Raw genomic sequence first — 24340 nt, 5'->3', positions numbered from 1 at the left:
CTTTAGAAATTAAGTTTTACCCCAATATTTCCTCTTACACCGTAATATTCTACCTGTTCAGGTCTTTGTTCATCTTTTCCGAAATGATAGATCAAAGGTTTGTTCAGAATATTGTTGACGTCTGCGAAAACAGTGATATGCTTATTGATTTGGTACGATGTTCCGAAGTCAAGATTGCTGTATTTTCCGTAGTAAGAATCGTAAAGATCTTCTTCAGCATATTCTACTGCAAATTTTCCTTTGTGATTGTAAGCCAGCCTTGCATTGAATCCTTTTTTCTCGAAGAACAGTTGAATATTGTACAGTTCTTTCGCTTGATAAGGAAGTTTTACCATTCTTCCGCTTGGTTTTTCCATTTCAGAAGTCATGAAAGTGGCATTCAACTGTGTTCCAAAATATTGCAGAAATCCCGGCAGGAAGTCAAATCTTCTATTGATTCCCAATTCGATTCCGCCTAACCACGCTGCTTTTCCGTTGTTTGGCGCACTGAATTGCACACCATTGATTCCATTATAATTTCCGATAAAAGAATCTTGGAAAATCGGGTCAGTGATTGATTTGTAGAAAACTCCACCGCTCAAAATCCCGACATTGGAGAAATAATATTCACCCATTAAATCAAAGTTGACAGAGTAGGTCGGGTTCAGGTTCGGATTTCCACCTTTAAACTCGTTGTCTGCTTCAATGTAAGTTCCACCTGGAGTAAGGTCTCCAAAATTTGGTCTTGAAAAAGTACGTGTCGCTGCAAATCGTAAATTTGTCTTGTCGTTGATCATGTATTTTAGATGCAACATTGGTAAAACCGCAAGATAGTTTTTGGTATTTTCCACTGGCGTCAATACGTCACCAACAACATTGTAACCTTTCACTTTGGTGTGCGTGTTCGATAATCTCAAACCTCCTAAAACGGTTATTTTGTCATTGATTTTATAAGTTCCCATACCGTAAGCATCTGCATGTTTTTCGAAAACATCGAAATTTCTTCCCAATGCTTTATTATATTCAAGCGCCTCGGAATCGGTTTTGTTGATGGCTAAATTCCCTTGATTCTGAAACCAAAACTGATCCATTCCACCTGTTGAAAGTACCGGACCGAAAGTGTTTCCGATATTGGCATTCATCTCACTCAAATACTTTGTAGCATTAGGTTGTGTCGTGATATGCTGATTGAAATCTGACAACAATGGCGCATTTCCGTTTGACCAGTTGTAGAAAATATCAGAGAAACGGGCGTTACGTTCTTTATCACGGTATTTTAAACCATACTTTAAAGTTAATTTGTCCGAAGCATTAATTTCGTGGTTGAAACCTGCTACAATTTTATCTTTTTCCTGAACGTACACTTTATAAAATTCCAAATCTGTAAACCTCATCTGAGAAGCATCCATTTTGAAATTTGGGTTGCTGTAAAAGCCAAATAATGCATCTGGATCTTTTAAATCTAATTTTCCGCCATCTGCTTTCCAGTAAGCTCTCGGGCCGTTTCCTTTATCTGAAATATAATCCGTATTGATGCCTACACCGCTTTGAGTATATTTAATTACGTAGTAAGAATTATTCTGCTTATCAGGAATATTTCCGTATTTGAAAAGGTTGTTGTAGTAAGAAAGATCCCAGTCGATTTTACTTTTATTCAGCTGATGAACTCCGCCCAAAGAAACCGAAGTCAGTTCTGTGATCAGTAAATTGTGAATATTCTGAAGCTCAACTCTTGCCGTGTTGTTGGCCGCACTGAATTTATCAAATCTCACTCTGTGTTTGTAGTGAGTTTCGTCATCTGAAAGAGTTCCGTACATTCCTTTAAGATATAAGGTGCTTTTCGGAGACAACACGTATTCTAAAGCTGCATTCGCTCCAGTGGTTTTTCTTACTCCGTTGTAATCACGAAGTTCCATTCTGAAGACTCCTTCATCACCGCTTCTTCTTGCTTCAAAATTATCCGTTGACCAGTTTCTGATGAAGTGTGAAAAATTAACAAGATATCCGAATTTTTTATCTTTCGTGCGTCCTCCGTACAATAAACCAAGATTATAAACTCCTTTATCCGACTTTGCATTATAGCCCGTACCTATAGTACCTCTGAACTCGGTTTTCATTGGTGGAGTTTTGGTGATGAAATTCACACCGCCGCCAATTCCGTCTGCTTCCATATCGGGAGTAAACGATTTGTTGACGTGTACATAAGAAATCAATTCCGTTGGGAAAAAGTCAAAAGCTGTCGCTCTCGAAGTGGTTTCTTCTTCAGCCGTTGGAAGTCTGTTTCCATTAATGGTTGTAGAAGCCCAGAATGGCGGAAGTCCTCTTAAAGAAACAAATCTTCCTTCACCCTGATCGCGCTCGATGGAGACACCCTGAACTCTTTGTACGGTTTCGGCTGCGTTTCTGTCCGGTAGTTTTCCGATACCGTCTGAGGCGATGACGTTCGAAATATTGATTGCGTTTTTCTGCATATTCAAGGCCCGAGCTTCACTGTTTTTCAAAGATCCTGTGACTACAACTTCATCAATATTCTTCTGTTTTTGAAACATTGAAATAATTCCCAAATCTAAGGACTGATCTGAAATCAGATCAACAGTCATATTTTGAGGTTCATAACCGATGTATGTAAACTGTAAATCGTAGTGCCCAGGTTTAAGGTCATTGACAGAAAATTTTCCGTCAACATCTGTGATTACGATTTTTGAGCCTCCATTGATTTTAACCGTTGCGCCGGGAAGTGGCTGACTGTTATCTGAAACCGTTCCGGTGACGATTTGTTTTTGTGCCGATACAAATATCGTACAGCAGGCAAAAAGAGGAAATAAAGATTTTTTTATAATTGTTTCCATTGTTTACATATATTAAATTTCTATTGCAAAACAACTTAATAATTTTAATATATGTAAAATTTTAATATTAATTTATATTTAATAAATAATAGATAATTATTAACTCAATCTTACGGACCTACGACACTTATTGTATTGAAATCTTGCTGCTAAAATGTTTTAAAACATTGTTTAAAAGGGAGTTATTTATATAAATGAAAAATGAATTGCTTGTGAGCAATTCATTTTGTTCGATCTCCTTATGTGGAATTTATGTTAACATTCTTAAATATGTAGAAAACCAAATTTTACTATTTGTAAACTTTTGCATTCGAAATGATAAAAAATATGTGATTTTTTAGTCTTTGTCTGAGTAGAAATAAAGCACGAGCATCATACAATCTTCATCGGAAATACTGACCGGAACGTGTGGTAATTTTCCATTGAAATAAAGCGAGTCACCTTCCTGAAGATCAATTTCTTCATTATCAATGATATATTTTACTTTACCTTTTAAAATATATTTAAATTCCCAGGCATCCGTAATTACTTTATCTCTTTTCGAATTGGGTTCCAAGGTCAATAAAACTGCTTCAAAGCCTAATGAATGAAGACTTTTACTGAAAATATGCATGTATTTAAAACCTTCAGCTTCCACTTCTTTTTCTATAACCTGTTGATTTTCTTTAGGTACAAAAATGAATTTAGCATTAGATTTTTTCTCAACGCCTTCAAAAAAATAACTGGCATCAATATCTAAAGACTGTATGAGTTCAAGTAAAACAGGCAGTGATGGAATTGTCCTTCCATTCTCGATTCTTGAAACCAGACCATTACTCACATGAGCTTTTGATGCAAGATCGTTAATGGTAAGATTGTTTTTCTTTCGAATATCTTTCAGTCTTTTTCCAATACCTATTAGAAAGTCACTCATAATATTTACTGTTTCAGGCTTTTTTATTTATATTGACTGTAAAAATAACAATTAAATAAAATCTAAGTATAAAAAATGTTACAAATAGTAAACATTTCTTAAATTAAATATTTTAAAAGTAATTATTTTTTAATTCCCATTTTTTTTATTTCTTCATCTGTATGATGATCAAGAATTTTAGCATACCTATAGAATGTTGCCCTAGTCAATCCAAAAGGCTTATAAATATCTTCCGGACGCTTAGTGACATCCTTATATATATTACGTAGAAGTAACAGTTTGGAAATTGTTTCTTTAGTATACCCCTTTGGTCTTCCTCCTAACCTTCCCCTTGCTCTAGCAGATTGTAGGCCAGCATTGGTTCTCTCCCGGATCAACTCACGCTCATATTCGGATAAGGATGCCATTATATTTAAAAAGAGTCTCCCGTTCATTGTGGAAGTATCGACTCCATCAGTTATACCTTTTATTATAATACCCTTATCACTTAAACTTAGAACAAGATCAATAATATTTTTTAAGCTTCTCCCTAACCGATCCAGTCGCCAAACAGAAAGTTCATCACCTTCCCTAAATTGTTCAATCATCTTATCAAGTTCAGGACAATTTTTTGTTGTGCCAGAAATTTTCTCCTGATAAATTTTTTCACAACCTGCTTTTTCTAAAGCTTCGATCTGTAGATCTAAATTTTGATCTTTAGTAGAAACCCGTGCATATCCAATTTTCATAATATGTTACATTAAACTCATACTCCGTAAATTTATGAAACTTTGTTTAATGATACGAGATTTTGAGAAAGTTAATTGAAAAAGTAAGATTTTAAAACTTACATATATCAAAATCTCAAAATACCACCGCTTTTTGAGTGATGATTTTTGGAACTTCAATAAAATGCTATGATAGAGTAGGGAATTATAAAATATTATTTTTGCAAAATTTTTTAAATTTTTTAGCCTAATATCGATAAATTTTATAATTTTGTTATATCTACAAAACGTAATAAAATTACATAAATTTTAAGGGGTAAATTCGAGACCGAAATGAGTTTAACTTGCTGAAAACCTATACGATAGGGGATTGGTGGAAATGCTCAAAGTCCCGTCCGGATCGCAGATGATTTCATCAAAAACTCCTTAAATTATTTAGGGAGTTTTTTTATTTTAAAATGTAGATTTACGGTTGATTTAGATAAAAACAAACACAAAATATTTATTTCTATTATTACAACACTAAAAATCCGATTGCAGCACTCTTAATAATTCTGTCTGTTGCAGAACTTCATTTTTACTGTTTATCAGATTATAATTTGCCTGAAGCCAGTTGTTTCTTACCACAAAAAAAGTATAAGCATCCATCAAACCTTCTTTGTATTTTTCTTCAGATTTTTTAAATGATAATCTTTGGTTTTCAAAATTAGATTGCAGCAAAGTGTACTTTTCTTCAGAATTCTGATATTGTGTTTTGATTGAATTGATCGTTTGAATCAGATTGTTGATCACGATTTCTTTTTCATAATTAAAGTTGATTACATTTAGTTTTGCAATTTCAACATTGTTTTTGACTTGTAGTTTATTGAAAACAGGAATATTGAGTCCAAAAGCAACTTGCTGACTTTTATTTCGTTTAAACTGATCTGAAAAATTGTCGGCAGTTTCTCCCAAAGTTTTGCTGTAAAAGCTTGACCAATTGTAGAGCCCGTTCAATGTAGGTAAATAAGCCGATTTTGCGATACCGATATTCTTTTCAGCGGCTTTTATCTCTGTAACAATAGTTATATAAGCCGGATTTTTTTCTAAAAGACTATTTGTGAAATTTTGATCATTAAAATTAATTTCAGAAAGACCCTCTTCATTCATTTTAAAATCTAAAGTGTCAGTAGTAATCGCTAATGCATTCAGTAGATTTATTTTAGAAAGATCGCGAGAGTTTTTTGCAGAAACCCATTGTTCCTGCAAAGTTCCCAGGTTAGCTTTAATGTCGTACACATCACTTTTGGGTCTGTTTCCGATTTCAACTTCCTTTTCTGTCCGTTTTATTTGATCTTCAATTCCTGAAATTTGTGTTTCCAGTACTTCCAACCAGCTTTTGTTGTTCTGATAATTGAAAAACATCGCAATTACATTCAGTTTGACCTCATTTTGAGCCTGTTTCAACTTATAGATCGAACTTTCCTTATTGATCTTGGATAAAGATATATTTAGATAGTTCCGCCAGTTCAGCAATTCCCAATTAGCTTGTGCGTAAATCTGGTCATATTGCGTATTAAGAGAACCTCTTTGATTGGTAGTCTGATCAATCGTAGAGCCAAAACTGTAATTATGATTGATTCCGACTTCAACTGACGGCAAAAGCATTCCTTTTGCAGCGGAAATCTGATGTTCAATTTTGTGAATATTGACGGTGGCTTGTTTTATCAACGGATGATTTTTTGCTGCATAATCGAGACTTTGATCTAGAGTCCATATTTGTTGGGCAGAAATTATATTACCTGCTAAAATTAATATGATGAAAAGTTTTTTCATTGTAATTACTAAATGTTTGAGAAATTTTAATTACTCTTTGTTATTCGTATTTCAGGTATTTAACAAGGTTAATTTTTGTGGCTCGGTAAGCTTTGAAACTCACGACCACGAAGGTTAAAATCAATAATGAAATCATACTCAGAACATAAGGCCAAATGGGCATATCGATTCTGTAAGAAAAATCCATGAGCCATTCGTTCATCGCATAATATCCAAATGGAATGCTGATTAAAACGGCGATTACGCAAATGATTAAAAATCTTTTCGTTAAATCCCAGACAATCGTTCTTTCGTCTGCACCCAAAGTTTTTTTGATGGCAACATCCTTCAGTTTTTGTTCTATTAATAATGATGACAAGGCGAATAATCCTAATAGTGCAATCACCAAAACCACGATATTTAAGATGGTAAAAAGTGTCTGTTGCTTCTGGAATTTTTCGAATGTCTTGGCGAATTGCTTATCAACAAATTGAAATTCATAAGGGTAGCCAGGTTCTGCTTTGGTAAGCCAAAATTCTTTGATGCGCTCCAAGGTTCCGTTGATATCGTCTTTGGAAAGTTTAATCTGAATATTGTTCATATTATTTTTAACCCAGTTTCTGTCATAATTGAAGTAGACGATTGGCATAACTTGTTGTTCAACACCGGCGTAGTTTATATCTTTTACCACGCCTAATATTTTATATTTTTTCTTGCCGTCCCAACCAGTGAAAAATTCTTTGTCTAACGCTGTTTTGGGATTATAGCCCAATTTTCCTGCAAAGGTTTCGTTTACCACAGCACCACTAATGGTGTCGGAAGTTTTTTTCCAATCCAAGTCTCTGCCTGAGAGGAATTTCACATCGTAAAAGCGCAGAAAGTTTTCATCTATTCCGCCAAGCATAGTCTGGACCGTTTTGGTTGTATCAGTTAATTTTTTAGCGATAGATGCGTTGGCAGAACCGTTGCCTATGGAATTTACAGAGCCTGTGACATCAGTTACGCCAGAGATTCTTGACACTTCACTTTTCAGCCATTTGTATTTTTTAACATTAAAATTATTTTCCCAATTCATTTTCTTGAAATTAATCTGAATCGCCTGGTCACCTTTGAACCCCAAATCTTTATTCATCATAAATTTGACCTGCGTATGAATAATCAGCGAACAAATGATAAAAAATGATGAGATAATCAATTGAAGGGTCAGAATAGAATTTCTCAACCAAACGCCTTGTCTGCTTCTTGCGAAATTTCCTTTCAATGTATTAATAGGTTTGAAGTTCGAAAGGTAAAGTGCCGGAATCAATCCCGAAAACAATGAAAAAACCAACAGCAATAAGCCTGTATAAATGAATAAGCTTAGATTATTGAGTTTAATTTCCTTGTTGAGAAATTTGTTATATGACGGTAAAAACAATTCTACCATTGCAAAAGCGATGACATAAGCTACGAGACAAATCAAAAATGTTTCCAGCAGGAATTGCAAAACCAATTTCGATTTCGAACTTCCCACTACTTTTCTCACGCCAACTTCTTTGGCTCTTTGCGAAGCCTGAGCGGTTTTCAGATTAATCAAATTAATACCAGACAATAATAGAATCAAAGCAGATAATGTGAGTAAAATCAATATTGATTTTTTGTCGCCTTTGTTGATGCCTTCACTTTTTGCATCCAGTTTCATCTTCCTGATAGATGTCAGATAAACCAAGGGTGGATTTTTTTTATCAACATCGTAACCCCACTTTTTGGCAGAAATCACGTCTTGTTGCTGCATCAGTGTCGACAGTTTATTTTCAAGTGCCTTGACATCTGTGCCTGGCTTCAACCTGAAAAATCCGTTGTAACTAAAACTTGTCCATTGGTCTTTGGACTGCTCCAGATAAGGATTTTTGTAGATAAAATCTGGCTGGAAAACCGTATTGCTTTCAGGAAGTTTGTATATTGCCGTCACCACATATTCTATGCTTTTGGAATCATTTTTTATTGATTTTCCGACGGCATTGAGATAATCATCACCGAATAATAACCGTGCCGTTTTTTCTGATAATGCGACCTTTCCATTATCCGACAATGCACCTTGAAAATTACCTGAAACTTTCTCAAAAGGAAACAGTCTGAAAAAAGAATCCACAGAAGCCGAGCCGGTAACATACGCAGAATTGCCGCCAAAGCTGAGTTTCTCTTTTCCCCAATCATTATAGATTGTAGCATCTTCAATCTCTGAAAATTTTTCTTTGGAAACAAAAATCTCGGGATAACTGGAGCTGGACATTACGCCAAAAGCCGCACTTTTATTCTCTACAAAATAAATATCTTCATTGTTGGGAACCCATTGTTCATAAGACTTTTCATCCTGCCAATGGATATATATCAATAGGAAAACACACAGACCAACACTCAACCCCAACACATTGATAATGGTGGAAAGCCAGTTTTTTCTGTAATTGATGAATGCTATTTTGAGCCAGTTCTTTAACATAGTTGATGGTTTTTAGTTGATGGTTGATAGTTGACAGTTGATAATTCCCATCAACTATCAACTGACAACTGTCAACAAATTCTACTCGTATTTCAGATATTTCACAAGGTTTACTTTTGTGGCTTGATATGCTTTGACGCTTACTACTGCGAATGTCAAAATCAATAATGAAATCAAACTCAAAACGAATGGGAAAACCGGCATATCAATTCGGTAAGCGAAATCTTTCAACCATTCATTCATTAAATAATAACTGATTGGAATACTGATAAGTACGGCAATTAAAGTAATCCAGAGGAATTGTTTTGTTAATCCGATAATCAAAGTTCCGTCTGAAGCGCCAAGCGTTTTTCTGATGGCGACGTCTTTCAGTTTTTGTTCTATCATTAACGATGATAAGGCGAATAATCCGAGTAAGGCTACCATTAAAACCATTGCGTTTAGAATTGTGAAAAGGGTCTGTTGTTTTTGATAAGTTGCAAATGTTTTGGCAAACTGTTTATCAATGAAATAAGAATTGAACGGATAACCGGGTTCTACATTTTTTTGCCAGTAAGTTTTGATTCGCTTCACCGTCCCATCAATGTCATCTGGTTTTAATTTTAAATGAATATTATAAACATTAAATCTCTTCCACTCCGTAGCTCTGTAATGGAAAAATATAATCGGATCTATTTCGCTTTTTAAACTTCTGATGTTGAAATCCTTAATAATTCCGATGATGTGATAAGGTTTGTTGTCAAATCCTGGTCTGATATCTCTCTTCATTGCCTGATCATTTGTCCAGCCTAGTTTTCTTACAAAAGCTTCGTTGACCAAAGCGTTGTAGATTGTATCTGAAGATAATTTTGGATCTAACCATCGGCCTTGTAATAGCTTCACACCTATAAACTGAGGATAATCGTAATCCATAGAACCGTGTTGCGCCTGAATACTTTGGCTCATATAATCCATATTGGAACTGCTGAAATTGCCGGTTGCAGGTGGCGCTTCTGAATACGAAATGCTTTCCACACCCTTAATCTTTGCCATTTCATTTTTCAGTCTTTCATATTTCAGCCAGGGTTTTCCGTTGTTATATTCATTAAAATTAACCTGAAAAATTTGCTTCCCGCTGAATCCCAAATCTTTGTTCATCATATGTTTAACCTGCTGATTGATTATTAATCCACCGATGATAAAGAATGAAGAAATGATCAGTTGTACAGTAAGAATTCCGTTTCTTAGCCAGACGCCGTGTTTATTTCTGGCAAAGTTTCCTTTTAAGGTTTCTATCGCTTTAAAATTTGATAGATATAAAGCCGGAATTAACCCCGAAATAACAGTTACCAGAGCTACCATTGCAAATGAGTAGAAGTAAATATGCCAGTCATTCATTACGATTTCCTTATTAAAAAACTTATTGAAGCTTGATAAAAGAAGTTCTGTCAATGCCAATGAAAGCAGATATGCTGCAATACAGATCAAAAAAGTTTCCAGTAAAAACTGCAGAACAAGACTTAATTTTGTACTTCCGATTGCTTTTCTTACCCCAATTTCTTTTGCTCTTTGAGAAGCCTGTGCTGTTTTTAAATTGATGAAATTAATGGCTGACAAAATCACAATCAAAACGGAAAGTGTGAAAAGAATTAGAATAGATTTGAAATCCGGCTTTCCAAACCAGGTTGACTCGGCGTGGAGTTTCATCTTGTCAAGCGGCGTCAGCAGAGAATCGTTTGGTCCGTAAGTATCAATATACTGTTGGGGTGTAATTCCGCCTTTCTTCGCATCTATTTTTGCACGCATCAAAATAATATCAAGGAACTTTTTCTCAAAATTTCTATGGTCTGCCCCTTTTTTCAGCAGGAAAAATCCAGCATAGTTGAAATTTCCCCATTGCTCCTTATCATTTTTGATTTGGTCTGCCGGTTTGTAAACAAAATCGGGTTTTATCTGGCTATTTCCCTTTGGTAATTCGTAAACAGCAGTTACAACATAATTTTTATTATCAAATTTGATCGTTTCGCCAGCTACATTCGTTTTTCCAAAAATATTTTTGGCAGTGATTGTTGAGATTGCAACATCCGTATCATTTTTAAGCGCATTTTTATACGCTCCGGAAACCAGTTTGAAAGGAAAAAGATTGAAGAAATTCTCACTCACCGGAAAACCATTTTCTTGATACGCGGTTTTGACCTTAGTGGTCATTTTGTAGGAAGTACCTGTATTGGTCATCAGCACGTAATCCTGAACTTCTGAAATGCGCTTTGAAGCATTTTCTGCTAAAGGGATTGAAATAGCTGATCCGTAGACGTTTTCTTTTTTATTATAAGTTTGAAAATAATAGATATTATCCTTCTTAGGATTCCATTTTTCAAAGGATTCTTCGTCATTCCAATGCATCAGGATGAGCATAAATCCTGTCAGTCCAATCGTTAATCCAAAAAGATTGATGATGGTGGAGAGCCAGTTTTTTTTATAATTGATGAAGGCAATTTTGAGCCAGTTGTTGAGCATAGTTGTGGTTTTTGGTTTCTAGTATTTTGAGTTTAGTTTTAAATATTTGATTGAGCGAAAAACTCAACACCTTATACAATACACTAAAAGATTATTCAAAATTCTTAGAATCTGCTTTTTCGAACACATCTTTTCTTTGGGAAGAATGTTCTTCGCTGAAGATTTCGCCGTCTTTCATATTCACAATTTTGGAAGCATAGCCGGCATCATAAGACGAGTGTGTTACCATTGCGATTGTAGAACCTTCTCTGTGAAGTTCAGCCAAAAGGTTCATTACCTCGTTTCCGTTGGAACTATCTAAGTTTCCGGTTGGCTCATCGGCAAGGATTAATTTTGGTTTCGTCACCAAAGCTCTTGCAACGGCCGCTCTTTGTTGCTGACCACCGGAAAGTTGCTGTGGATAATGTTTTGCTCTGTGTGCGATATTGATTTTCTCCATAATTTCCTCCACACGTTTTTTTCTTTCTGAGGAAGAAACGCCGTTGTAAATTAATGGAAGTTCGATATTTTCATACACCGTAAGTTCATCAATCAAATTAAAATTCTGAAAAATAAAACCGATATTTTTCTTTCTGATGTCCGATTTTTTCTTTTCAGAAGTTCCGATAGTTTCCGTTGATTCGAATTGATAAGAACCGGAGGAAGCGCTGTCGAGAAGTCCAAGAATATTAAGGAAAGTCGATTTTCCACAACCGGAAGGTCCCATTATCGCTACAAATTCGCCTTCTTTGATGTGCAGGCTTACATTGTTCAGGGCGTTGGTTTGAACATCTTCTGTTTTGTAAACTTTTGAAAGGTTTTGAATATTTATCATTTTTATTAATTTTTTAAAGTGTTGTTTTTTTGATTTCGCCTGTTTGATTGATGTAATATTTTGATTTTACATCTCTGGTCAAAGTGATGTTTTTCCAATCCACGCCTTTTATTCCTTCCAGATTGATTTGGTTTCCTTTCTTTGAATATTGAACCAGAAAATTGGAATTTTCCTCGTCGGGATTTTTCTCAAGATTCGCCATTGCATTTTCATTAAGGACTACTTTTTTGTAAGCGTCAAAACTCAAATAGCTATAATTACAACCTTTGGAACATTCAAAAATAACGTGATTCTTTTTGAAAGAAACGGTCCATTCCAGCTCTGTTGGCTTCTGTGAATATGCCATTGCGGAAAATGAACATAATAATATTAAGAATATTTTTTTCATAATTAATTATTTTTGAATATCTAAAATCTCATATTTTTTCAGTTCATTGTAATCTGATGTAATGACTGTTTCACCTTGTTTCAATCCGGAAACCACTTCGTAATACATTTGATTTTCTCTTCCTAGATTGATGTTTCGCTTTTCAGCTTTGTTACCTTTCACTACGAAAATCCATTTTCCATTGGTGTCTTTGTAAAAATTTCCTTTCGGAATCATCATACTTTGCGTGTCAGCAGACAATTTCAGTTTCACGCCGAAGGTCATTCCCATTTTCAGATTTTCAGGTTTTACATCTACAAAATTAAGTTCCACTGAAAACTGTCCGTCTTTCACTTCCGGAAGAATTTTGGTAATAATCACATCAAACTGTTTCGCATTGCTTTCCAGACTACCTTTGATGCCGTTGATTAATTTGTTGATATAATACTCATCCACTTTTGCAATCAGCTTGTAACCACCCATCAAATCGACTTTTCCAATGCTTTCTCCACTCGTCAGATTTTGTCCTAATGAAATATTGAATGATGACAATCTTCCGGAAACAGGTGACATTATCAGGAAATTATTTTTGTTGGAACGAAGGATATTCAAGCTTTTCTCCATTTGATTGATGGAATTATTGATGGCAGAAAACTGAGAATTTCTGGAAGCTTTTTCGCTGGAAGCACCTTTTTCGACAATTACTTTTCTTTGTTTCTGATAATTCAAATTTTGCAAAGCAATATCATAATCGGTTTTCTTTCCGATTTCGGCATCGTACAATCTTTTTTGAAGGTTGAAAGACTGCAAAGCCGTATTATAATCATTCTGAGATTGAAGCAACTCCTTATCCTGATTGAATTCCTGATTTTTCAATTCCAAAAGCGAACTTCTCATCTGACTGATTTGCTGCATAATTCCCGTTTCCTGATTCAGATAATTGAATTCTGTATTCGGATTATAAACTCTTGCGATGGGCTGTCCTTTCGTTACTATTTGTCCATCTTCCGCAAAAATCTCTTTTACTGCTCCACCTTCCAATACATTTACCAAAGAAGAATTAAGAGATTGAGTCTGCGCCGTAACCATCAGCATATCTTCGAATTTCCCATTCGTCACTTCATCCGTTTGAATATCCTCCAGCTTTACATTATAAGTTTTTTTCTGATTCAAAAAGTACCAGCCAAAAACTGAAATCGCCAAACCAGAAAGAATGATAATCGATATTAATTTTAGTTTAGATTTCTTTTTTACTATTTTCGTATCCATATTTTGAGATAACTTATTTATCTACAGACTATTACACAATGCAGATGCCAGAGATTTATAACTTCGTAACACTCTGGAAATGTGATTAAATATAATTTTATTAATTTTAAGACTGTTCATTATCGGACACTTTTTGTGCGAAAACGGACATCTTATTGATGAAAATTAAAAATTATGATAAAAAAATCAAAAAATACAGATTCCAACGATAATCAAATAGGATTTTTTAATGAAAAACTATTGACAGATTTATCAAAGTTAATAGAGCAAAGTCGCCATCAGGTTGCGATGCAGGCCAACAGTACTTTGACCATTTTGTTTTGGCAGGTTGGTAAGCGTATCAATGATGACATTCTTCAGAATCAACGTGCAGAATATGGAAAACAAATTGTGCCGACATTGTCGGCACAATTGGAAACTTTATATGGTCGGAATTTTACGGAGCGAAATGTAAGAAGAATGATGCAGTTTGCAGATGTTTTTCCCGAAATGCAAATTGTCGTTCCACTGGCACGACAATTAAGCTGGTCTCATTTTTTAATCCTAATTCCTTTGAAAACCAATGAACAAAGAATGTTTTATGCCGAGTTGTCAATTGATAGAACATTAGGAAAGAGGGAACTTAGAAAACAAATCGCCAACAAAGCCTTCGAAAGAACTGAAATTGCAAATATTCAAGTCAATAAAAACGAAAATTTTCCTATTAATACTTTCAAAGACCCATATCTTTTAGATTTCCTTGGACTGCAAAACGGTTATCTCGAGAAAGATATTGAAACTGCTATTCTCCACGAATTAGAAAAATTTATTTTAGAATTAGGAAAAGGTTTTGCTTTTGTGGAACGCCAAAAAAGAATGATTATCGACGGCGAAGATTTTTACCTTGACCTATTATTTTATCATCGTTCACTTAAAAGATTGGTAGCCATCGAACTGAAATTAGGAAAATTCCAGGCAAAACACAAAGGTCAAATGGAATTATATCTGAAATGGCTGAATAAAAATGAACGTCAGCAAGGCGAAGAAACCCCAATCGGACTTATACTTTGCGCCGAAAGCAGTAAGGAGCAAGTGGAGCTTTTGGAAATGCACAAAGATGGAATTATGGTAGCAGAATATTGGACAGAATTGCCTTCTAAAAAGGAATTAGAAAGGAAATTACACTCTGCCCTTATAGAAGCAAAAGAACGTTTCGAACGCAAGAAATTGCTTTAATCTTATAACACGAAAATGCGAAAAAAAGAAGCTCATATTTTAATAGTAGATGACGACGAGGATATTTTATTTTCGGCGAGAGTCTGGCTCAAGAAATTTTTCACCGAAGTAAGTTGTTTGAGTCAGCCTAAAAATATTCTGAAGTTTTTAGCCGAACAGCAAGTTGACACGGTCCTTCTTGATATGAATTTCCGGAAAGGTTTTGAAAATGGGCAGGATGGATTGTATTGGATGAATGAAATCAAAACGCTGGAACCTCAGCTTCCAATCATCCTGATGACGGCTTACGGCGAGGTGGAATTGGCGGTTGAAGCGTTGAAAAATGGTGCATCAGACTTTATTCTTAAACCTTGGAATAATGAAAAGCTCTACGCTTCTGTGAATCTCGCAGTTGATATTTCACGAAAAAACAAAAAACTGAATCAGTGGGAAAATGTGAGCTTAAAAACCAATCAATACCAATTGGAAACTGCGTCTTTTGCGATGCAGGAAGTGATGGAACAAATCACAAAAGTGGCACCGACTGGCGCCAACGTTTTACTTTTAGGAGAAAATGGAACGGGAAAATATGTTTTGGCAGAGCACATTCACGAATTATCGGAAAGAAAAAACGAGCCTTTCGTTCACATCGATTTGGGCAGTCTGTCTGAAAATTTGTTTGAAGCGGAATTATTTGGTTACAAAAAAGGAGCGTTTACCGACGCGAATCAGGATTATTCGGGGAAAATAGAAAATGCGCAGAACGGAACGGTATTTTTGGATGAGATTGGAAATCTTCCGCTTCATCTTCAAACCAAATTGTTGAGCTTGATTCAAAACCGAAAATTAACGAGAATCGGAGAAAACAAGGAACGAGCGTTGGATGTCAGATTTATTTTTGCTACGAATGAAAATTTAAAAAAAGCCGTATCAGAAAATCGTTTCAGGAAAGATTTGTATTATAGAATCAATACGGTTGAATTGCAAATTCCCAGTTTGCGAGAGCGTTTGGAAGATATTCCTACTTTAGCCGATTATTTCTTGGAGAAATACAAGCAGAAATACCATAAATCTGACTTAGCTTTAAATGAATCTTTAATTAATGAACTCACCATTTATTCTTGGCCCGGAAATATTCGAGAACTCGACCATTGTATTGAGAGAAGCGTGATTCTTTCCAATGAGAAAAATTTAAAATTATTGATGCCTCAAGATGAAGAATTTGAAAAACCAATCGTCAACCTCAACATCGAGGAAATGGAAGAAATTCTCATCAAAAAAGCTTTGAAAAAACACAGAGGAAATATTTCTCTCGCGGCGGAAGATTTAGGATTGTCGCGTGCCGCGCTTTACAGAAGAATGGAAAAATTTGAATTATGATAAAGCAGGAAGTTGGAAGAGGGAGGAAGTAAGTCTGAAGTTAAAATTCAAGCACAGCTCCGAAGGAACGATTTAATCAAGGATAGGATGAAATCCTATTAATCAATTTGAATTATAGATGAACAAACAACAAATTATCTGGCTGATATTTATTCTTCTGGCGATTGTCAGTGGGATTTTCGCTTTTGATTTTTACACACAAACCAAGTGGATAAACTTCGGATTGTTTACTGGTGTAAGTATTGGATGCATTATTTTGGCGCAGATTTCAGCTTTGAGTTATGTTCAAAAAAGTGAGAAAATATTGTTGGCGATTCAGAAAAAAGATTTTTCACTGTTTCCAAAAACTGAGGAAAATAATTTGGTGGATAATGCTGTGAAACTTTATTATCAAAGCAAAGAAGAATATTTGACTTTGTCTTCCTATAAACTTTTGTACGAAGAAATTCTAAATCAACTGGAAATCGGATTGATGATTCTTACCGAGAAGAATAATCAATGGGAAGTTTTTTATGTGAATCCTGTTTTCCTGGAAATATTACAGATTCCGAAATATAATTCGTGGGAATTGTACGAATCGAAAACATCAGAATTTTATAAAATCATCGCGCAAACCAATTACGAAAACTCGCAGGAATTCTTTGATATTTCGATTAATGAAAATGTAAAACAGTCATTTTCTCTTCGAACCAAAAAAGTGCAGAATGTCAAAAACCGTTTCTGCATCATCAGTTTGGAATCTGTTCAGAAAATCATTGAACAAAAAGAAAAACTCGCCTGGAATAATTTAATGAAAGTCATTTCACACGAACTTCTGAACACTTTGACGCCTGTCAACAGCTTGATTCAAAATCTTGAATATATCGCCAATCAAGAAATTGTTGACAAAGATGACCAGGAAGAAATGAAGGAAAGTCTGATGATTATCAATTCAAAATCCAAGCAATTGCTGAATTTCGTGGATGATTACCGACAAGTTGCTGAACTTCCAAAACCTGTGTTCAAAACTATTTCTCTGACACAAATTGTAGAATCTGCATTGAATTTCCTCAAACCTGAATTCGAAAAAAATCAGATTAAAATCATCAATTCATTAGAAAATCAAATGATTTTTGCTGACCAGAAAATGATTGAAAGATGTTTGATTAATCTTTATCTAAACGCAATTTACGCAGTTGCTGACAACTCAGAAAGAATCATCAAAACAGAAATAAAAACATTCAACAAACGAATTCTACTAAGTGTTGAAGACAACGGAATCGGAATCTCGAATGAAATTAAGGACAAAATTTTCCTTCCTTTTTTCACAACAAGAATCAGTGGTTCCGGAATTGGTTTAACTTTGAGCAAAAGTATTATCGAGGCTCATAAAGGTTATCTTAATTATAAACCTATAGAAAAAGGAAGTCGTTTTGAAATGTGGTTTTTAGAGTAGTTAATAAACTACTTACAACTAACTAACTATTTACATTTTCTCATTCTCCAGAATTTTCAAAACCAGCTTTTCTTCGTGGGTTAATCCTGCTTTTCCGTCGTTTTCTTCAATCACTTCCAATGCATCAAGATATTTTTTGATGGAATTATTCTCGTATAAATTGATAACCAATGGATGCACATAATATTTTCTGCAAACTGTACTCGTATTCCCAAGATGTTCAGCGACAATATCTAATGCAGCTTTTACTTTCTTTTTATATTGCGAGTTATTTTCAGCATATCCGATTTCTTTGAAAGCAATCAGAGCATTAACCGTTCCGGACCATGTTCTGAAGTCTTTTGCAGTAAAATCTTCACCACTCAGTTCTTTAATGTATTCATTGACCATTCCGGAATCTATATGATGTCGGTTTCCTTCGCTGTCGTAATATTGAAAGAGTTCTTTCCCGGGAATTTCTTTACATTTTGTAATCAGTTTTGCCAGTCTTTTACTTTTTAGATTAACATCATGCATTACTCCCTTTTTACCTTTGAAGGCAAAGTTGATCTTTTGTCCTTCCACTTTTACATGTTTTCCTTTCAATGTCGTTAAGCCGAAAGAACCGTAGAGTTTTTCGTAAATACTGTTTCCGATACGGATATTGGTTCGTTGCATCAAACTAACAATCAATGCAAGAATTTTACGCTTTTCGAAATTTCTTAAAGCTAAATCTTTCTCAAGCTGAAGACGTATTTCTGGTAATGCATAACCAAACTGTAGCATTCTGTAGAATTTGGTATGATTTCTCAATGCACTCCAAAGTGAATGATATCGGTATTGCTTTCTTTTTAATGCGTCAAATCCTGTCGCCTGAAGATGACCGTTGTCTAATGTACAAATCCAGACATTTTCCCACGCAGGTGGAATTACCAGACTGTTGATGCGGGTAATTTCTGTTTTGTCCTTAATTTTTTCACCGTCTTTATAGTAAGAATACTTTGTTCCTCTTTTTTTACGAATGATACCGGCGGTTTCTGCATCGGAAGTATAAATAAGATTTACTGCCTTTGCAGAAGCTACCGGATCTTTCATAATCTTGATAATCTTCGACGGTTTGAGGTGAGAAATAATCTCTTGATCTGATTGATCCATAAAATAATTTGGTTAAGAGTTCTTACCCCTTGAAAATAGCCATAATAAAAGTGCTACTATGCCTACAACGACTATTATTCCCCACCACATTCCGGCTTTGAAGATTGTTTCTACTGCTTCGCAGCTTGTTAATAATAGAAAGCTAAACAGACTCATGCTGTATAATGATAACTTTTTCATAATAGTTTATTTAGTGATTATTTATTTAAATTCTGTCATTGTCAGGTCGCCAGTTTTTGATCGACTTTTTGATCTCGTCACCTGAAATATTTTCATTTAGAGCTTTATATAAAAGTTCCTTAAACTCGTCATCATAAGCGAATCTTAATGCAGCAATCTGGCCGAAATTGAGTTTCTCGCAAACTTCATCAGACCGTTTATTAAAAATCTCAAAATATCTTTGTCTGAATTCAAGTTTTACCAATCGGTTTTGAAGTCCTAATGCATAATGCTGCCTTGTCATGAATGCCAGATACAGAATCAGAAAAATGATCAGGGAAAATAGAATCCATATCAGTTGATGCTCTGCATCGTCCCAAATTTTATAAATTCCGTAACCTTCTAAAATAAACAGGATAGGAAGATAAACAAAGTGGTGTGGCGGATAAAATTTCCTGTGGTTGCTGTAATTCTGGGTTTTCATTTTTGAAATATAGCAATAACCTTTCCAAAATATTATGATATCAATAATGATAATGACTTTGTGGTATTAAAGAATTGAATGGTGTATGTTAACTGTAAGTCGTACAGCGACTTCAATTTAGTCTTAATAGAAGCTGTGACCTTGTAATAGTCGATTGATTTCATTTAAAATAAAAAAGTAGTCAATAGTAAGATGATAGTCGGATTGCCGGAAAACAGCATCCAAAAAATAACCACTTAACTCTGATAAGCTTTAAAAATAAGGAAAAACGAACTTGATTTTTTTGTAACTTTCGGTTTTTAAAATTTTAAATAATGACTTCAAACGAAAAAGTAGCTGCACTTCGTGAAGAGATGCAAAAAAATAATGTTGATGCATTTATTGTATATTCTGCTGATCCTCACATGAGCGAATATTTACCCACAGAATGGCAGGAAAGAGCTTGGTTGTCGGGTTTTACGGGATCTGCAGGTTTTGTGGTTGTTACGAAAGATAAGGCAGGACTTTGGACTGACGGAAGATATTTTACACAGGCTCCCATAGAATTGGAAGGTTCCGGAATTGATCTTTTCAAAGACGGGATGGATGGAACTCCAAATTATATCGACTGGATTATTTCTGAAATTCCGGAAAACGGAAAAGTGGCAGTGAATGGTTTGGCAACTTCTCACGCCAACTGGGAATTGCTTTTTGGAAAATTACATTCAAAAAACATAACATTGGCCGATCTTCCTTTACTGAAACAAGTCTGGAAAGAAAGGGGAGAACCTTCAAAAAATCCTATTTACACACATCCGATTGAAAGAGCAGGGAAATCTGTGATCGATAAAATTGCTGCTATCCGTCAAAATATGGAAAAGCAGGAAGTGACTTTTCATATCATTTCAAGTCTTGATGATGTTGCATGGACTTTAAATTTAAGAGGAAGTGATGTAGAAAGCAATCCTGTATTTTTGGGATATATCATCATTACAAAAAATGATGCGTTTCTTTTTACAGAACTTGAAAAAATGGATGTTGAATCGAGAAGGCAAATGGACGAAGCATGGGTGAAAATGATGCCTTACGAGGAATTTTACAACCATCTTAAAACCATTCAAAACGCAAAAGTTTTAATTTCACCAAACAGCAATCAGTCAATTTTTGAAGCCTTGAAAATTGGAAATGAGTTTATAAAGGCTGCTGTTCCCGGAAATCTGATGAAAGCTCAGAAAAATGAAACTGAACTGGAAGGTTTCAGAAAAGTGATGATCAGAGATGGAGTAGCGATGGTTAAATTTCTTCACTGGCTGACTCAAAATGCCGGAAAAGAGAGCATGAACGAATATTCTATCGGTGAAAAGCTGAAAGGTTTCCGTGCTGAAGGAGAAAATTTTGTTGGTGAAAGCTTTGGAAGTATTGTTGGATTTAAAGGAAATGGCGCAGTAATTCATTATTCTGCGAAATCTGAAGAAAGTCAGGAGGTGACAAACGAATCTACAATTTTGGTGGATTCCGGAGGTCAGTATTTGGAAGGAACTACCGATATTACAAGAACTTTGGCTTTGGGTGAGGCTTCTGATGAGTTTAAATTAAATTCAACATTGGTTTTGCAGGGGATGATCCGTCTTTCGATGGTGAAATTTCCGAAAGGTACAAAAGGCGTTCAGCTGGATGCGATTGCAAGGCTGCCTTTGTGGATGAATGGTAAAGATTATAATCACGGAACGGGACATGGTGTCGGAAGTTTTATGAATGTACATGAAGGCCCTCAAAACATCAGAAAAGATCTGAATCCTCAGGAATTACTTCCGGGAATGGTTTGCTCAAATGAACCAGGATTTTATGTTGAAGGTGAATACGGAATCCGTCATGAGAACTTGATTGCGGTAAAAGAATCTGAAACTACAGGATCAGGAACTTTTTATGAGTTTGAAACTTTGACTTTTTGTCCGTTCTTCAAAGATACGATCGTAAAAGAAATTTTATCTGCAGACGAGATCAAATGGCTGAATGATTATCACAAAACATGTGAAGAAAAAATAGCTCCGTTACTGGAAGATGAAGTGAAAGACTGGTTCCTTGAATTGGTAAAACCACTTTAATGGTGTAAAACAAAATAGAAAAAGCCTTGTATCAAACAGATATGAGGCTTTTTTATTGGTGTTAAAATGCTTCTTTGAAATCTGCAACCGTATTTTTACGGTTTTATTTATGTGCATTTTACTAGAATAAATAACAATTATTGAGGCTACATTTGCTGTACCAAATCACATCACACATATTTAAATTAAATTTGCGCAGAATCATCTCAGAAATGGGATGATTTTGCTTTTTATGATGAAGCAGGTTATCGGTAAACTTTCAACTTCGCTGAACATTAATTTCTCAGACTCATTATCTATCCTTAACGACTTTTTAGCCCTGATTGAACGGCATGTTTGAGCTCTTTTTGCAGGAAATGGGAAAAGAGGTGGCGCAAAAAAGCGAGTAGTGAAAGCAGGTTCCTGGCTCCTGAGAAATGGGATAGCGGGAGAGTTTTTAGGTAAAGGAGTTTTTGAATAGAAGAGTTTTTTAGCCTGTTAAATTTCCGTAATTTTGCACTATGAATCACGACACTATCTGCGCACTCGCAACTGCCAACGGAATCGGAGCTATCGGAATTATTAGAATTTCCGGAGAACAATCTTTTGAAATTGTGAACAAAATTTTTCAGGGAAAAAACTTGGAAAAAGCCGATTCGCACACGATTCATTACGGATTTATTGTAGATGGAAAGATTCAGGATTTGGTTACTGACAACCAACAACCAACAACCGACAACCAGGAAACGATCGATGAAGTAATGGTTTCAGTTTTCAGGGCTCCGAAAACATTTACGGCAGAAGATTCGGTAGAGATTTCTTTTCACGGTTCGCCACATATTGCGAAAAAAATTCTTGAAGTTTTGATTAAAAACGGAGCAAGAATGGCAAAAGCGGGTGAATTTACGATGCGTGCTTTCATGAACGGAAGGATTGATCTGAGCCAGGCAGAATCTATTGCAGATTTGATTGCTTCAGAAAATGAATCTTCCCGAAAAGTAGCTTTGAATCAATTGAAAGGAGGAATCACCAATGAAATATCTTTCCTGAGGACAGATCTTTTAAATTTTGTGTCACTTGTAGAGCTTGAGCTGGATTTTGCGGAAGAAGATGTAGAATTTGCTGACAGATCTGCTCTGAATCAGCTACTTGATAAAATCGAAACTAAATTAGATTCACTGATTGAAAGTTTCCAGTACGGGAATGCCATCAAAAACGGAACGGCGGTCGCGATCATCGGAAAACCGAACGCCGGAAAATCTACTTTACTGAATGCCTTATTGAAAGAAGAACGCGCCATTGTCAGCAATATTGCAGGGACAACACGAGATACCATCGAAGAAATTCTTCACATTAAAGGTCACGCTTTCCGATTGATTGATACAGCGGGATTGCGAGATACGGTAGATGAAATTGAAGCGATCGGCGTGAAGAAAGCCAAAGAAAAGGTAGAAAATGCCAATATTCTTGTTTATTTAGCGGATGCTGCGACAGAGGATTTTTCCGAAGATATTGAGATGATTAAGTCTTTAATGAGAGACGATCTGAAACTCATTATCTGTGCAACAAAAATTGACGAAGTTTCTCCGGCAACGTATGAAAAAGTAGAAAATATTTTCAGGAGTGAAATTTCGGACGACTTTGATTTTATTAAAATTTCTGCTGTTGAAAACCAGAATATTCAGGATCTTAAAAACGAACTGTCTTCTTACGTCGAGCAATTAAAATCTCAGGAAAATAATGTGGTCATCACCAACCAGCGTCACTTCGAAGCTTTAGGAAAATCTCTGGATGCTGTCAGTAAAGTGAAAGAAGCGATTGTTACTCAGATTTCAACAGAATTGCTAGCTTATGAACTGAGAAATGCGCTTGAACATCTTGGTGAGATTTCCGGAGAAGTTACGAATGATGAGGTTTTGGGGAATATTTTTTCTAAGTTTTGTATTGGCAAGTAGGATCACAAAATAAAACATAATACCAAAATAAACGATTAGTTTTGAGATGATTGTAAAATTGGTACCTTGTGGCAATATTACAGCATTGGACAAATAATGTATCTTTCAAACCACAAACATCTGTACCGCTTAGGTGGATCTTGTATCTTATTTTTAATGGCGTTGATATTATTTTTATTGGTATAATTTTTAGAAGGTTTTATCCAAAAAAACATGAGATTGGTTTATCAAGGATTAAAATGAAATTAAGTGATTTTTTTTATCTTTAAAATCTACAAATTTATTCAACAATTCTTTAATTTTCCCTTAGCTCGACTTTTTTCAAGTCTCAATTCATTAAAAAAGTTGCCAAACTTGCTCCATTTTTGTATCTAAAATCATTTGCACATCAATTATTTTAATTTTTTTTGAATCTTGCTTAGCCGATGAATATTAAGATCTTGTGTTTATTATGTTAAATAGGTGTTTTTTGTATTTAAAATTTTAACTAGAAATGATTTTTGTATTAAAATATGACATATATTTGACATAGATATTTCCATTGTTGGTTATTAATCATTATAAAAACGCAAATATGTATCAAAAACAAAGACACAAATCGCTGAATTTTCACCATCACTACTCTGTGATTACTTATAAATACTCAAAATCTTCATTGCCATAGATAAAGCCAATCATTGCTTAGCATTGTATTTCATTGCCCATTGATTGGGCTTTAGTAAGACTTTAGGCAATAACGAATTCTAATTTAACCTTAAAATATATTATTATGTCATTTAAAGCAAAGTTCAAATCTTCGGGTATTGAGCGCAACATTTTGGCTGTAGATTTCGGAATGCTACAGGAAACCGACCCAACAGGAAGACCAT

Annotated in this window: 16 protein-coding genes; 5 read left to right on the top strand and 11 right to left on the bottom strand. The window is 35.0% G+C overall.

All coding sequences use genetic code 11. The features are described from left to right. Positions 1–2: 2 nt before the first annotated feature. The 9 genes from NZ698_RS14580 to NZ698_RS14540 form a co-directional block, all read right to left on the bottom strand. Positions 3–2828 carry a TonB-dependent receptor gene (locus tag NZ698_RS14580; protein ID WP_263003937.1) on the bottom strand — a complete coding sequence of 942 codons (2826 nt, stop codon included), beginning with the start codon at positions 2826–2828 and terminating at the stop codon, positions 3–5. A gap of 337 nt (positions 2829–3165) precedes the next feature. After that, on the bottom strand, positions 3166–3741 hold the full coding sequence (locus NZ698_RS14575) for a helix-turn-helix domain-containing protein (RefSeq protein WP_263003936.1): 576 nt from the start codon (positions 3739–3741) through the stop codon (positions 3166–3168). 122 nt (positions 3742–3863) lie between these two features. Next, positions 3864–4469: a recombinase family protein gene (locus NZ698_RS14570; protein WP_263003935.1), complete on the bottom strand. Its 606-nt coding sequence runs from the start codon at positions 4467–4469 to the stop codon at positions 3864–3866. A gap of 501 nt (positions 4470–4970) precedes the next feature. Next, positions 4971–6263, bottom strand: a complete 1293-nt coding sequence (locus tag NZ698_RS14565; protein ID WP_263003934.1) for a TolC family protein — start codon at positions 6261–6263, stop codon at positions 4971–4973. Between the two features lie 40 nt (positions 6264–6303). Further along, positions 6304–8721 carry an ABC transporter permease gene (locus tag NZ698_RS14560; RefSeq protein WP_263003933.1) on the bottom strand — a complete coding sequence of 806 codons (2418 nt, stop codon included), beginning with the start codon at positions 8719–8721 and terminating at the stop codon, positions 6304–6306. 81 nt (positions 8722–8802) lie between these two features. Next, positions 8803–11217 carry an ABC transporter permease gene (locus NZ698_RS14555; RefSeq protein ID WP_263003932.1) on the bottom strand — a complete coding sequence of 805 codons (2415 nt, stop codon included), beginning with the start codon at positions 11215–11217 and terminating at the stop codon, positions 8803–8805. Positions 11218–11308: 91 nt separating this feature from the next. After that, the gene (locus NZ698_RS14550; RefSeq protein WP_263003931.1) at positions 11309–12031 is read right to left on the bottom strand and encodes an ABC transporter ATP-binding protein; all 723 of its coding nucleotides are present in this window, start codon (positions 12029–12031) and stop codon (positions 11309–11311) included. 13 nt (positions 12032–12044) lie between these two features. After that, complete coding sequence (locus NZ698_RS14545; RefSeq protein ID WP_263003930.1) at positions 12045–12419, bottom strand: hypothetical protein; 375 nt, start codon at positions 12417–12419, stop codon at positions 12045–12047. 6 nt (positions 12420–12425) lie between these two features. Beyond that, positions 12426–13667 (bottom strand): efflux RND transporter periplasmic adaptor subunit, encoded by a 1242-nt coding sequence (locus tag NZ698_RS14540; RefSeq protein ID WP_263003929.1) that lies wholly within the window; start codon positions 13665–13667, stop codon positions 12426–12428. A 174-nt stretch (positions 13668–13841) separates the two neighbouring features. Here NZ698_RS14540 and NZ698_RS14535 point away from each other — a divergent pair, with 174 nt between their 5' ends. The 3 genes from NZ698_RS14535 to NZ698_RS14525 all read left to right on the top strand — a co-directional run bounded on the left by NZ698_RS14535 (position 13842) and on the right by NZ698_RS14525 (position 17676). Beyond that, complete coding sequence (locus tag NZ698_RS14535; protein ID WP_263003928.1) at positions 13842–14882, top strand: PDDEXK nuclease domain-containing protein; 1041 nt, start codon at positions 13842–13844, stop codon at positions 14880–14882. Between the two features lie 15 nt (positions 14883–14897). Beyond that, on the top strand, positions 14898–16241 hold the full coding sequence (locus NZ698_RS14530) for a sigma-54-dependent transcriptional regulator (protein ID WP_263003927.1): 1344 nt from the start codon (positions 14898–14900) through the stop codon (positions 16239–16241). Between the two features lie 118 nt (positions 16242–16359). Further along, a complete protein-coding gene (locus tag NZ698_RS14525; protein WP_263003926.1) occupies positions 16360–17676 on the top strand; it encodes a sensor histidine kinase in 1317 nt (438 codons plus the stop codon). Between the two features lie 30 nt (positions 17677–17706). Here the strand turns inward: NZ698_RS14525 and NZ698_RS14520 are convergent, their stop codons facing one another. Further along, positions 17707–18810 carry a DNA topoisomerase IB gene (locus tag NZ698_RS14520; RefSeq protein WP_263003925.1) on the bottom strand — a complete coding sequence of 368 codons (1104 nt, stop codon included), beginning with the start codon at positions 18808–18810 and terminating at the stop codon, positions 17707–17709. Positions 18811–19015: 205 nt separating this feature from the next. Further along, positions 19016–19453 carry a DUF6526 family protein gene (locus tag NZ698_RS14515; protein WP_263003924.1) on the bottom strand — a complete coding sequence of 146 codons (438 nt, stop codon included), beginning with the start codon at positions 19451–19453 and terminating at the stop codon, positions 19016–19018. Positions 19454–19767: 314 nt separating this feature from the next. Between NZ698_RS14515 and NZ698_RS14510 the strand changes: the two genes are divergently transcribed. Further along, positions 19768–21537, top strand: coding sequence for an aminopeptidase P family protein (locus NZ698_RS14510; protein ID WP_263003923.1), 1770 nt, complete (start codon positions 19768–19770; stop codon positions 21535–21537). Positions 21538–22037: 500 nt separating this feature from the next. Then, entirely contained in the window at positions 22038–23471 is a 1434-nt protein-coding gene (mnmE, locus tag NZ698_RS14505; RefSeq protein ID WP_263003922.1) for a tRNA uridine-5-carboxymethylaminomethyl(34) synthesis GTPase MnmE, read from the top strand. Positions 23472–24340 lie beyond the last annotated feature (869 nt).

Source organism: Chryseobacterium edaphi (assembly GCF_025628985.1).
Classification (GTDB): domain Bacteria; phylum Bacteroidota; class Bacteroidia; order Flavobacteriales; family Weeksellaceae; genus Chryseobacterium; species Chryseobacterium edaphi.
The sequence above is the reverse complement of the archived record's forward strand: the minus strand, read 5'-3'. Positions and strand labels throughout refer to the sequence as shown.